The 13,481-nt window shown below is 34.8% G+C and carries 11 protein-coding genes and 3 tRNA genes; 2 read left to right on the forward strand and 12 right to left on the reverse strand.

Going from position 1 to position 13,481, the window contains the following annotated elements:
* Positions 1 to 322 precede the first annotated feature (322 nt).
* The gene (locus tag AVL50_RS22050; protein ID WP_062618607.1) at positions 323 to 1,264 is read left to right on the forward strand and encodes an NAD-dependent epimerase/dehydratase family protein; all 942 of its coding nucleotides are present in this window, start codon (positions 323 to 325) and stop codon (positions 1,262 to 1,264) included.
* Positions 1,265 to 1,450: 186 nt separating this feature from the next.
* Here AVL50_RS22050 and AVL50_RS22055 read toward each other — a convergent pair whose 3' ends face one another.
* The 7 genes from AVL50_RS22055 to AVL50_RS22085 form a co-directional block, all read right to left on the reverse strand.
* Positions 1,451 to 4,942 carry an efflux RND transporter permease subunit gene (locus AVL50_RS22055; RefSeq protein ID WP_062618608.1) on the reverse strand — a complete coding sequence of 1,164 codons (3,492 nt, stop codon included), beginning with the start codon at positions 4,940 to 4,942 and terminating at the stop codon, positions 1,451 to 1,453.
* A 14-nt stretch (positions 4,943 to 4,956) separates the two neighbouring features.
* Positions 4,957 to 6,120 (reverse strand): efflux RND transporter periplasmic adaptor subunit, encoded by a 1,164-nt coding sequence (locus AVL50_RS22060; protein ID WP_062618609.1) that lies wholly within the window; start codon positions 6,118 to 6,120, stop codon positions 4,957 to 4,959.
* A 13-nt stretch (positions 6,121 to 6,133) separates the two neighbouring features.
* Positions 6,134 to 7,561: a TolC family protein gene (locus AVL50_RS22065; RefSeq protein ID WP_062618610.1), complete on the reverse strand. Its 1,428-nt coding sequence runs from the start codon at positions 7,559 to 7,561 to the stop codon at positions 6,134 to 6,136.
* The gene (locus tag AVL50_RS22070) at positions 7,558 to 8,202 is read right to left on the reverse strand and encodes a TetR/AcrR family transcriptional regulator (RefSeq protein WP_062618611.1); all 645 of its coding nucleotides are present in this window, start codon (positions 8,200 to 8,202) and stop codon (positions 7,558 to 7,560) included. The genes AVL50_RS22065 and AVL50_RS22070 overlap by 4 nt, the downstream gene beginning before the upstream one ends.
* A 396-nt stretch (positions 8,203 to 8,598) precedes the next feature.
* Positions 8,599 to 9,036, reverse strand: a complete 438-nt coding sequence (locus tag AVL50_RS22075) for a hypothetical protein (RefSeq protein WP_062618612.1) — start codon at positions 9,034 to 9,036, stop codon at positions 8,599 to 8,601.
* A 13-nt stretch (positions 9,037 to 9,049) separates the two neighbouring features.
* On the reverse strand, positions 9,050 to 9,514 hold the full coding sequence (locus AVL50_RS22080; RefSeq protein WP_063850835.1) for a DUF4920 domain-containing protein: 465 nt from the start codon (positions 9,512 to 9,514) through the stop codon (positions 9,050 to 9,052).
* A gap of 54 nt (positions 9,515 to 9,568) precedes the next feature.
* The gene (locus AVL50_RS22085; RefSeq protein ID WP_062618614.1) at positions 9,569 to 10,492 is read right to left on the reverse strand and encodes a peptidylprolyl isomerase; all 924 of its coding nucleotides are present in this window, start codon (positions 10,490 to 10,492) and stop codon (positions 9,569 to 9,571) included.
* A 318-nt stretch (positions 10,493 to 10,810) separates the two neighbouring features.
* Here AVL50_RS22085 and AVL50_RS22090 point away from each other — a divergent pair, with 318 nt between their 5' ends.
* The gene (locus AVL50_RS22090; protein ID WP_062618615.1) at positions 10,811 to 11,221 is read left to right on the forward strand and encodes a response regulator; all 411 of its coding nucleotides are present in this window, start codon (positions 10,811 to 10,813) and stop codon (positions 11,219 to 11,221) included.
* Between the two features lie 61 nt (positions 11,222 to 11,282).
* On the opposite strand, the gene fabD is transcribed toward AVL50_RS22090, so the two are convergent.
* From fabD to yihA, 5 genes are all read right to left on the reverse strand, one after another.
* Complete coding sequence (fabD, locus tag AVL50_RS22095; protein ID WP_062618616.1) at positions 11,283 to 12,152, reverse strand: ACP S-malonyltransferase; 870 nt, start codon at positions 12,150 to 12,152, stop codon at positions 11,283 to 11,285.
* Positions 12,153 to 12,361: 209 nt separating this feature from the next.
* Positions 12,362 to 12,435: transfer RNA gene (locus AVL50_RS22100), tRNA-Asn, on the reverse strand.
* A gap of 16 nt (positions 12,436 to 12,451) precedes the next feature.
* A tRNA-Asn gene (locus tag AVL50_RS22105) sits at positions 12,452 to 12,525 on the reverse strand.
* 19 nt (positions 12,526 to 12,544) lie between these two features.
* Positions 12,545 to 12,618 (reverse strand) — tRNA-Asn (locus AVL50_RS22110).
* Positions 12,619 to 12,774: 156 nt separating this feature from the next.
* On the reverse strand, positions 12,775 to 13,377 hold the full coding sequence (gene yihA, locus AVL50_RS22115) for a ribosome biogenesis GTP-binding protein YihA/YsxC (protein ID WP_044202318.1): 603 nt from the start codon (positions 13,375 to 13,377) through the stop codon (positions 12,775 to 12,777).
* Positions 13,378 to 13,481 lie beyond the last annotated feature (104 nt).

Genomic DNA, 13,481 nt, shown 5'->3' on the forward strand with positions numbered 1-13,481 from the left:
CGAATTATAAGTTTTCTAAAATCACGAATTGAGTTTCCAATACGACGAATTCAATTTTAAATAAAAAGCTTTTTACATTTAAAGGCTTATTAATGCCAATTGGCATGTTTTTTTATCACTTAATAAGTATCAAGACAAAATAACTTCCTATAATTCTTATTACTGTATTGCGATTGCCTCATTTTAAAATGAATAAAAGTTCAATTATCTTCAGCGTCGTATTCACTAATAAAGAAAGGAGAATTACTTTTACTATTTTGACTTAGTACTTAACTAAATTGTCGCTCTCCATTTATAGGAGAGAAAATTATACTTTTAAAGAATGAAGAAATTTCTAATTACAGGTGGAGCAGGCTTTATCCCAAGCTCAATTGCAGATAAACTTCTTGAAAACCCTAACAACTTTGTGGTTTGTGTGGATAATTTCTTAACTGGTGAAAAATGGAAAGTTCCCACTCACGACAATTGTAAATTCATCAAATGTGACGTAAACCACTATGATGAAATTGCGGCAATTATGACGGCATACAAATTCGATTATGTATTCCATTATGCAGCTGTTGTTGGAGTAAAAAGAACTTTAGAGAACCCTGTAATGGTACTAGAAGACCTTCAAGGTATTGAAAATGTACTTCGTTTATCTAAGAACACAGGAGTAAAGAGAGTGTTTTATTCTTCTTCTTCTGAAGTTTACGGAGAGCCTGTACACTTACCTCAACACGAACACACTACTCCATTAAACTCTAGATTACCATATGCCATCGTTAAAAATGTAGGTGAAGCATACTGCAGATCATTCAAACAAGAGTTTGATCTTGACTATACAATTCTTCGTTTCTTCAATACTTACGGACCTAAACAAAGTACTGACTTTGTAATGTCTAAATTTATTGACGCGGCTTTGAAAAATGAACCTATTACAATTTATGGTGACGGTTCTCAAACTAGAACATTCTTCTATATTCAAGACAACCTTGATGCAACAATTAAAATGTTGGAAGAAGATTTAGTAGTGAATGATGTTATCAATGTAGGAAACGACCGCATTACTACAATCAAGCAATTAGCAGAATTGATTATTGAAAAAACTGGATCATCTTCTGAAATCATTTACCTTCCACCATTGAAAGAAGGTGACATGACAAGAAGACAGCCAGATGTAGATAAACTAAAGACCATTCTAGACCGTCCATTTACATTATTGGAAGAAGGTATGGATAAAGTCATTGAAGCTAGAAAGAAACGTATGGAAGCCAACGCTTAAGTTTATTAATAGCTTAATAAAAAAGAAGGGGGAAAAGTAACTGATATAATTACTTTTCCCCCTTTTTATTTTTAATGAAGAACATGAACTAAAAGAGATGTTTCAAACATGCTCTAAGTACTAAGCCAAAATTAATTTGATCTTTTTTTAGCTTAGTACTTATCACGTTTTTCATTATAATTTATCTTAGTTGTGCACTGCTTCTTTCTTTTCACTTGAAGTTAAGTTCTGGAAGAACCAGCCTAACTGTTCCGCTAATAATAACATTACTGGTACAATGACCAATGTTAAGAAAGTAGCGAACGTTAAACCATAGATTACTGTCCATGCCATAGGTCCCCAAGTATCTGCGTTTGGTCCACCGAAATAGATATCCGCATCAAAGTGAGCAAACATTCCAAAGAAATCAATGTTCATACCCGTTGCTAATGGAATCAAACCTAATACGGTTGTAATCGCCGTCAACAATACAGGACGTAGACGAGTGAAACCTGCTTGCTCAATACATTCGATTAAGTCTTTGATTGGTAAACGATCATCAGGATCCATTCCTAATTTCTCCTTTTTAGCTGCAACCAATTGATCAGCACAATCAATCAATACAATGGCGTTGTTTACTACGATACCTGCCAATGAAATGATACCAATACCTGTCATGATGATTACAAATGGGTCATTGAAAATGATCAGACCTAATAATACACCAATCAAACTGAACATTACTGAAGCAATAATAATGAATGGCTTCACGAATGAGTTGAATTGAGAAACAAGAATCAAGAAGATTGCACACATTGCTATTAACATCGCTCTACTTAAGAATGCCATTGATTCGGCTTGATCTTCTTGCTCACCGCCAAATTTATAATTGTATTGTGCAGGCATTTCATAAGAGCCTAGCAGATTTTTCACATTCTCTACTACCACTTGATTATTATATCCTTTGGAAACATTTGAACTAAGTGTTACTACTCTATCCAAATCCTTTCTCTTGATCTCACCTACAGTTGTACTGTAATCCAGTTTTGCAACAGATGAAACAGGTACTTGATGGAACTTACCTTTATTATCTCTGAATGTGACCCTTTGATCGTTCAAAGTAGATAAATCATAACGGTACTCATCTTTCAAACGAAGCTGAATTGGATAATCATCCTCTCCATCTTTAAATTTAGAAACTTCTTGTCCATAAATAGCAGTACGCATGTTTTGAGCTAACAAACCTGTTGACACTCCGAAACGTCTTGCCTTATTACGATCAATGTTCACCAATAATTCTGGCTTACTTACTGAAATATCAATGGATAATTTATCAATACCAGGGATACCTGATTGCTCAATCATAGCCTTCATTTTCCCTGCCTCTTTGATCAACACTAAGTAATCCTCACCTGTCAATTCAATTGAAATCGGTTTACCAGTAGGAGGTCCATTTTGCTCTTTATCCGTTACAATTTCTACACCTGGGATATCCTTCGCGATTTTAGCACAAAGTGTCATTACTTCTACCGAACTCACACCATCACGCTTTTCATAAGGTACAAAACCTACTGCAATTCTCGCTCTGTTTGGTGTTACTGTATTGGCGGCTCCATCTTGAGGATCATTTGTGTTTTCACCTACATTAGCTACAATCGATTCAATAATATCGCTATAGGGAGATAATTCTTTATATAATCTCTTCTCAAGGTCTAAAGCAATCTTATTGGTTTCTTCAACATCTGTACCTTGTGGTGCCTCAATGTACATGTATACATAACGAGGATCTGAATCAGGGAAGAATTCGATCGGTACTTTGCCACTACCTAATCTAGCTCCAAACCAACCAATAGCAATCACAAGGAAAGCAAAAATACCTACGATCAAGAAATAAGGAGTCTTTCCTTTTAAAGCAAATCTTAATGTTGTTAAGTAAACTGATTCAAGTTGTGTTAAGAATACATTCTGGAAATAATAAGCCAATCTTTTTAAGACCATGCCATCAAGCAATGCGATAATAGCTCCCAGCATTAATACATTTCCTAATGTATACGTTGACCACATAATGTAACCTGGAATCGACAACCCTAAAAGTACAAGTCCAACAGTAACTTTAGTCTTATTGATAGTTCTGTAAGCCTCTTCTGAATCGACTTTCATGTATTTAAAAGCAATTACTGGGTTGATTACCAAACCAACAAACAGTGATGATGCTAGTACGGAGATCAAAGTAATTGGTAAGTATTTCATGAACTCACCCATAATACCTCCCCAGAATGCCAAAGGAACAAAGGCTGCTAAAGTTGTAGCTGTTGATGAAATAATCGCCAATGCTACTTCTCCTGTACCTTGTTTTGCTGCTTCCTTGGTGGTCATTCCTGACTCCCTCAGTCGGTAGATATTTTCAATTACTACAATGGCATTATCCACTAGCATACCTAATGCAAGGATCAAAGCAAATAATACTACCATATTGATAGTTACACCCAATGAACTTAAAATCAAGAACGACAAGAACATTGATAATGGAATAGCCATACCCACGAACATTGCGTTTCTTAATCCCATAAAGAAAAGAAGTACCACAACCACGAGAATCATACCTGAAATAATACTATTCTCTAAGTTTTTAAGAGAAGTTTTCATCTCATTGGATTGAGATTCTGTAATCACAATATCCAAGTTACTTGGTAAGTAGTTATCTCTGGCGTCATCTAAAGCTGCCATGATTTTATCAGTAGCATCGATTAAGTTTTCACCACCTCTTTTTACTACTTTTAGAGAAACTACTGGGTAAGCTCCTTTTGAATTGAAATCAGAAGAAGCTAAACGTGCATAACTCTTACGTTCAACATAACTATCTTTAATTTCAGCAAGGTCTTTCAAGTAGATTGTATTCTGGTCTTCCGACTTTACAATCACGTTCTTGATTTCTTCCACCGTTTTGAATTCTCCGTCTACACGCAACGCTCTACGGAAACCATTACCCATTTTCACATCACCACCTGACATAGTTACGTTTTCATTGGCAATTGCATTTGAGATATCAGAGAAAGCCAACTGCATGGCATCCATCTTATAGATGTCTGCATTAATCTGAATTTCTCTTTCTACAGAACCAGTGATATCTACACGAGATACTTCTCTAAATTCTTCTAACTCATCTTGAAGATCCTCAGCATAATCTTTCAGCTTTTGAATTTCAAAATCACCTGAAAGGTTAATTACCATAATTGGAATCTCAGAAAAGTCCATTTCCTGAACATCGGGATCTGTATCTAAATCGGTTGGCAATTCACTTTTCGATTTATCAACAGCATCCTTTGTATCTTGAAGTGCTTTTGAGATTTCAACATCCTCATTGAATTCTACAGTAATCACTGAAAAATCTTGAGCAGAAGTTGAGATAATTTCCTTCACTCCTTTCATTGACTTCAATTCCTTTTCAATAGGACGAGTAATCAATGATTCAATATCCACAGGCGAGTTACCTGGATGCATTGTACGGATGTACACCATTGGAATACGAATTTCAGGAAACTGTTCCTTTGGCATTCCAACATATGACAACATACCAAATACAGCAATAATTATCGTAAGGATAAAAATTGAAGTACTGTTATTGATTGAAAAACTACTCAACCCAAATTCCTTTGAGTTTGACTGTTCTTCGTTTTTTATATTTTTATTTTCCTCCATCAGTCTGCTCCAAATTAAATTTGATAATCAACAATTCTAACTTGTTCACCATTAATCACTTCAGAATAACCTTTATTGATTACTCTCATTCCAGCTTTAATTCCAGATGTAACCATAGTGTTTCCTCTGTAAGATTTACCAGTCTCTATTTCAACTTTTCTCACAACATTCTGCTTACCCTCTTTGTTTTCAAGGATATAAGTAAATGTTTCTCCTTTTGTGTTTTTCTGAACCAGATTACTAGGAATAGCTACAGCATTTTCTTTAGAGAAGTCATTGATCGTTACCACAGCCATAGTATTAGGCTTAATATCCAACCCTTTCTCAGAGATGCGCATACGGATTTTGAAAGTTCTATTCAATTGGTTAATAGTTTGTCCAACAACATCAACCTTCATATCTCTTTCAATTTCCAGCATTGGGAATTTCACCTTCACTTTATCTCCTTGTTTTACCACTCTACTATAAGCTTCAGATACTTCTGCTACAACTTCAATATTAGAGATATCTACCAAACGAGCATAAGGCTGACCTGCAGGACCCATTTCACCTTCTTTCATAAAGATTTCATCTACTTTACCAGAAATAGGAGCAACCACATATCCTTTATTCTCCTGCTCTTTCAAGCTTTCCAATTTTGCTTCTAATGACTCTTTATTATTTTTTGCTTGAAGATATTGTACCTCAGAACCGATACCTTGCTTCCACAGTTTATCTTGTTTCTCATAAAGTACTTCTGCCAGTTCCAAGCTTGTTTTTACCTCATCAATTTGCTTCTGAACTAACTCTACATCTAATTTCGCAAGATATTGTCCTCTCTTCACGTAAGCACCTTCTCTCACATATCTCCTAATAATACGACCTGTTGTTTCTGGGGCTACTACTACATTTCTATTTGAAGTAACATCACCAGGAACATCTACAAAGTGATTAAAAGTAGATGCTTTAACATCAAATACAGTAACAGGTTTTAAAGTATTTGCCTCTGCTTTATCTCCTCCTAAATCTTTAATTTCTGCTTCTAATGTATGAATATCACTTTCCAACTTTACTAATTGCTGCTGATATTCTATTAATTGAGCTTTTTTTGCTTCTATTGAATTTTCATCTTCTCCACCGCAGGCAGATACAAAGGAAGCAACTGATAGTAATGTGATTAATTTATATCTTGATAACATATCTGTATTTTTTCTATTTTCTTTCGTTATTCAACTTTAATGTCTCTTTATCCTTTTCAAAATCCTCACTATCTACATATTCCAATAGACGTCCATTTGCTTTTTCAAAAGATAATTTTGCTATTAGTACTTCATAAAGAGAGTTGTAAAACTCATTGGCAGCTGTAGCATAGTCTTGTGATGATGTTGTCACCTCTACTGAAGAACCTACTCCATTTTTGAATTTTACCTGTGTATTTGTATAAACCTTTTCAGCAACTCCCATGTTTTTTTCCTGAAGGTTTAAAGTAGCCATATTAGTTTCGTATACGATACGAGATTGCTCTTGCTCTATAGAAATTTGACGTTCCAAATCGATACGAGTATTTAATAACTGCTGTCCTTTCAACTTCTTCTGTTCAATGATTTTTTGACGAGCAAACCCATCAAAAACATTCAGTGAAAGTGTTAAACCTATATTTGCGAAATCTCCTCCATTACCATACAAACCTGGTAGCTCCTGACCACCAGCATTAAAACCATATCCTCCAAATGCATATAATTTAGGCCAATACTCAGCTTTAGTAGATCTAATATCATAGTCATTTAACTTAATATTAGTATTTAAAATTGAGTATTCTATTCTGTTTTTGGCCACTGCCAAATCAGTTGGAGTAACAATAAAATCTCTAAAGTCTTCTAGCTTCTCTGCTAAACCAATAGATGAATTGATGTCCATTCCCATCTGGAATTTCAACAATTTTTCAGCAATCACATTCATTTGAGTAGATTGTGTTTCCTGAATGACCATACTGTTATAACTTACCTCAATTCTATTTAATTCGGTTTCTTCCACCATACCTGCCTCATACATGGCTTTGGTTTCATTATAAAGGCCTTCTAAAATTTCTCTATTTTCAATGATCAGTTTTAAGAATTCCCTCTGCACTAATACATAATAATAAGCTTGAGTAACCGCTTCAGCTACATCAATTTTAGAACGGATTAATTCCTTTGAAGCCAACTCATTATAAACCTTAGCCGCTTGAACACCGATAAAGAATGTTCCATCAAATATCAACTGAGAAGCTTGTAACTGAAGATTAGAACTGTACTTTGTTCCAAATTCAATAGCAAGTATTTTTTGAGGATCTCCATTAATTGGGTCAAAGGTATTTTCTGGCAAAAATGCCTTCTGAATTTTCATATTATCCACAAATTGCCCTTCAAAATTAACTTGAGGTAAACCAATCGAGATAATTTCTTTGACTTTTGCTTGAGAGATGCCTTGTTCTAAAACTGCATTTTTGATGATTCCTGTATTTTGGAAAGCATAGTTTATACAATCTTGCACACTGTATAATGGAACACCGTTTTCGTTAGTGGTTGTTTGTTGTGCAGACAGTTGTAAACTAAAAAATAAGCTTAAAAAAGCTACGATCCATTGAAGGACGTTTTTCATAAGTTTGTAGATTGTGATTCTTGATTAATAAATTCGTGAAGGTAGTGGTCCAGTAATTTGACACCATCTGGAGTGGCAATACCTCTAATAAAGTGTTTGAATAATTCCACTTGAACTTTTGCAACTGGAAACCGGTCATGCGGGAATACTGAAGTATCAAAAGCTACTTCTACTTGCCACATTCTCATTAATACTAACATCTCGACGTCAATATCATTATAGAAATGTCCTTCTGAACTTCCTTGCTTGATAATGGATATTAAAGTTTCATGAAAGCATCCTTCTTTATGGCATTCGTATTTATCCCAAACTTCAGGATAAAACTTCTTCAAATCCATAAAAACTGAAGGGTTAATCGCACGCATTCTTTCATAAAAGAAGTAAAAGATTTTGGCCATTTTGAAAACACCATCCTGGTCCAGCTTCCCAACTTCCTCTATAAATTTTGAATCCTCTTCCATGTAAAAAGAAAGAGTAAATTCGATGAGTTCTTTTTTGTTTCTAAAGACATTATACAAGGTCTTTTTGGACATCCCCAATTGCTCAGCAATGTCAGACATTGTCACTCTTTTGAGCCCTAAACCTTGAAATTGTTTTCGTGCTTCTTCAATGATACGCAGACGTAATTGATCATTTACCACGATGAATATGAATTGACTATTTTAGTTAGATGATATATAGTAGACCTTAAATCTCAGTTCATTTATGAAACTTTTGTTCAAAAATAATTCTGGCATTTTTGGCTTTCTATCTAAAGTTAAGATGAAATAAACTATTGTTATTTGATGGGACAAACTTAGGGAAACCCGAAGTAATAAAAAAGTTTCCGAGGTTTTATTTTACTTAATTTTAAAAAATATTCCATGGAAACTATTGTTTTGTTAAAAATTAAGTTTTTTTGATTGAAAACCGACTGTCTTTATGCTTGATAATTTCTCTCCCAACAACTGAACTTCAAAAAAGTTTAGCAAAAAAAGAGGTAAAGCATCTTTCAATACTTTACCTCCTTGACAGGTTTCTCTTACAAAAGAAAGAAACTAAATTTTATCTATATATAATTTCTTGATCCTTACATTTGGCCCTGGGCACTGTGTCTCATGGCAATTGACGCACAATGAAACCGTCGAATTGAAATAATTCATCTGACCTTCCAAAGGGATATCCTTTTGTTGTGCAATATGTTTTAAAAACTGATCTGCTTTTTGTTGATAGTCCTTTGAAGCTGTTTTTCCTTCTTCAGTAGGTATAGCCGTCAAAATATGATCTGCGTTCAAGAATATTGACTGAAAAGATTGACCTTTTAGAATAGCATTCCTCTGGGCTTCCATTTGATCTGTAGCATCACGCATCAGCCAAGCTAATTCAGAACCTCCATTAGGATATCGAGAAGAAACTTTTTCTTTAGGTTGTTGACAACAAATCAATGTAGTTAGGATAAAACTGACAGAAGCTAGAATTGGAATTATTTTACTCATTTTAATACATCGTCTAGTTTTCAATAGCAACACCTTCTGCCATGAAAGTATATTTCACTTCAGGCGCATCAATTTTTGCAATTTCTTCTTCTGTCTTCCCAGCGTCTTCTGCATAGTGTTTTAAGGTAGCAACATCAATCACTTCCTTTTTGGCGATTCCTTTAATGACAGCCTTCTTTCCTGCTGCATCTTTAGGAACAAAGAATTTGTAATCTTTGAATTTAACGAAGACATCTTTCTCGCCCTCTCCCATTGGCATGGTCATCCAGCATCCCTTTTTCTGACAGACGCCTGTAATTTCACCTTCCAGTTGCACATTTACAGTTTCTTCCTGACCTAATTTTGATTTTAAATCAGTAGAAGCAATCGTATTTTCTACTTCAAAAGTGTCTCCGAAATAAGACATTTCTTGAGATGGTTTTTGCTCACAGCTAAAAAATAATAGTATCGAAAAGAAGGCTAAATAAATAAATTTCATAATTAATGTGATATATGCTTTAAAAGTTGAATTAGTATACTACAAATATAAGCACTATTGAATGCCTTTCAGCAGCTGTTCCACATAAACAGCAGGAACCTCTTCTACCGTTATCGACATCTTAATATCTTCAATTGGCCTTTTTTGAGCGTTTACTTTCTGAGAAGCAATCTTATCGATAATATCCAACCCTTCCACCACTTGACCAAACACGGTGTATTCTCTATCAAGAAATGGTGTTCCTCCTAATTTTGTGTAGGCAATTCTTTCTTTTCTTGTGGGCTTATCAATCAATTGCACATCATATTTCTTTTCCATCATTGGAATACATTTTTTCATCAAACGCTTCTGTCCCGCCGTATCACTTCTTTCTCCTAGTTGTACGTAGGCTTGATTGATTCTTGAATATTCAGGATCTTCTATTAATGACGTAAAGTATTGATTGACTTTTTTGTAATCTGTTTTGGAATCATACAGGCTCTCTTTAGTATATTTTTTCCCATCAACAATATAAAACTGACACCCACTGGATTTTTTGCCTGGGTTAGAGCCTCCACCTTTTCTAGCCATAGCTAAGGCTCCTTTTTGGTGAAAATATTTATAATTGATCTCCGCTGGCAACTGATCTCCTATTTCACCTCTGCCCAAATGTTCACCTTCATCAGCAAACCTTGAATCAGGATCACCACCCTGAATCATAAATCCATCAATCACTCTATGAAATAATAAGCTGTCATAATAATGTTGACGCACAAGTTTGATAAAGTTTTTTCTATGAATTGGTGTTTCCTTGTAAAGAATTATCTTCATCGCCCCGTATTCTGTCGTTAGGGTTAATAAAAAGTCATCATTAGGGTCTTCAACTTCCGTAGCTACTTCCTTTCCTTCTTCCCAATCACCTTGAGAATTTGAGCATGAAAAGCCTATAAAACTGATCGAAATGATATAAAAAAAAGCTACTTGTAAAGAATATTTCATATTTTTTCCTCCTTGGATATATCTTTTTATGTTTTTTTATCGTTAGATAAGTAAATGCTTAGTAATCAGACAGGAATAACTTTTGCAGAGTTATTTATTATTTTTTTGTGAGTTCATCGCTGAAATTGCATGACTAGAGCTTCTAATCAATTTTTTAAACAGTTATCACAAGGAAAAAGTAATAAATGGGGGAAGTTTTTTTTAACTGATTACACTAATACTTCATCATAAATAAATTTACATTGTATTATTTATTTATAAAGGAGCAACGAAGTTAGTAAAAATGAAACAAGGACCAAGATAGCAACTAATATGACGATGGCGTTTTCAAACAGCATAGAAAAACATTCAGAACAAAAAAGCGAAGCAATAGTGGTTGATAATAATATTATCAATGCACACTATCTAAAAAAAATGCTTATGGACGAGGGGTTAGAAATTAATGTAATAACAGATGCAAGTCCGTTACTTTCATTAGTTGACAATCCATCTGTAAAAATGGTATTTCTTGATGCTGAAACATTGGGTGGACACTTAAAAGACACTATTGACAAATTAAAAGAATATTGTCAAGAAAATGATAGAGAGATCTCTATAATAGGTACTACTCCTTATTCTTTGGCAGGAGCAAGAAAGCAACTGCTGAACTTAGGCGTTCAGTTTGCACTGAGTACTCCTATTTACAAGAAACATCTTGCTGAGATTTTGAATGCAACTATTATTGCATAAAAAAGCACTGCAATAGATTTACTACTACAGTGCCTTTGTATTTAATACCTTAATAATACTTCTATAAAGAAGTAGTTGGCATTTTACGGTCTACTTTTTTCACTAGGCCTGATAAAACTTTACCTGGTCCACACTCAATAAATTCAGTTACACCATCAGCGATCATTGCTTGAACAATCTGTGTCCATTTTACAGGAGCAGTCAATTGTGCAATTAGGTTTTCCTTAATTACTGCAGGGTCTGTTTGAGGTTTAGCATCTACATTTTGGTAGATTGGGCATTTTGGAGTGTTCAATACTGTCTCTTCAATAGCCTTTTGCAATTCAGCTTTTGCAGGCTCCATAAATGGAGAATGGAAAGCACCTCCTACAGGAAGTGGCAACGCTCTTTTCGCTCCAGCTTCTTTTGCTGCTTCACATGCTTTTTCAATTCCTTCTTTGCTACCAGAAATCACCAATTGACCTGGGCAGTTGTAGTTAGCAGGAACTACACCTTCAACACCTTCACATACTTTCTCAACGTCTTCATCTGAAAGACCCAAGATCGCAGCCATTGTAGATGGGTTCATTTCACATGCTTTCTGCATTGCGTCAGCTCTTTTTGCTACCAATTTTAAGGCATCTTCAAAGTTTAATGCTCCACATGCCACTAAAGCTGAGAATTCACCAAGAGAGTGTCCAGCTACAACGTCAGGAGTGAACTCCTCTGCACATAATGCTGTGATTACTGAGTGAAGAAAAACAGCAGGCTGTGTTACATTAGTCTGCTTCAACTCCTCTGCAGTACCTTCAAACATTACATCTGTGATACGGAAACCAAGAATATCATTGGCTTTTTCAAAAAGTGCTTTTGCCTCTTCATTTGAGTCATACAGCTCTTTACCCATACCAGTAAACTGAGCTCCTTGTCCTGGGAATACGTATGCTTTCATATAAAATATCTTTATTGGTTGATAACAATATTCATCTGTATTTCACCTCAAAAAGGCAGAAATACAAGGTCAAAAAAAAATTGCAACGGCAAAGATAAATGATTTATCCTCTTTGTCTTATGATTTAAATAAGATAATGAATTGATTTTGGGAATTTCTATCATCTTTGAGCAACAAAAAAAGCCTTAACATTTCTGCTAAGGCTTTTGCTCTCCTTCTTGGACTCGAACCAAGGACCCTCTGATTAACAGTCAGATGCTCTAACCAACTGAGCTAAAGGAGAAAATTTATTTTGGGAGCTCCTCTTCTTGGACTCGAACCAAGGACCCTCTGATTAACAGTCAGATGCTCTAACCAACTGAGCTAAAGAGGAATGAATTTGAATAAATTTGCTCTCCTTCTTGGACTCGAACCAAGGACCCTCTGATTAACAGTCAGATGCTCTAACCAACTGAGCTAAAGGAGAAGTTATTTCAAATTCTGCTTTATTTGTGGAACGTTTTTCCTTTAAAGCGTGGCAAAAGTAGTAGCATTTTTTGAATTTGCAAAATCATTAAATAAAAAAAATGCAAATTAATTTAAATTACACTGATTTTCAGCCTTAAAAAGATTGAAGTTTTTTTTAGGACTCCCAATATCCATTGATTTCTCCAATATAACTCCTCAAATCATTGACTCCCGTTTTGTCTTCTGAAGAGGTAATAAACATAGGAGGAAACTCTTCCCACTGCTTTTTTAACTCTCTTTTATAAGTTGCCACTGCTTTGCTGATCTTTCCTTGACCTAATTTATCGGCTTTTGTGAAAATTATTGCAAACGGTAATTCCTTCTCTCCCATCCAAGCCATAAAATCCAAATCGTTTTTCAACGGCTCGTGACGTATATCCACCAAAACAAAAGTACACATCAAGTTTTCTCGAGAAGCAAGGTATTTTTTCACCATACGCATAAACTTCTCTCTCTCCGTTTTACTCACCTGTGCGTATCCATACCCTGGAAGGTCACATAAATACCATTCATTATTAATAATAAAATGATTGATCAATTGTGTCTTACCTGGCGTAGATGATGTTTTTGCTAATTTCGTTTTTCCTGTAAATGCATTAATTAATGAAGACTTACCCACATTGGATCTTCCGATAAATGCATACTCAGGAATTTTAGGTTCAGGACATTTTGCAACATCCGTATTACTTGTCACAAATTCAGCTTCTTTGATTTTCATGCTTCTTTTACTTTGTTTTGAAATGCAAAGGTAAGAGGATTGATGGAAGAATGAATAATTCTTAATTGTTCATTATTAATTCTTTAGAATTAAATAAAATGTAT

It is taken from the genome of Flammeovirga sp. SJP92, from assembly GCF_001583495.1.
Taxonomy (GTDB): Bacteria; Bacteroidota; Bacteroidia; order Cytophagales; family Flammeovirgaceae; genus Flammeovirga.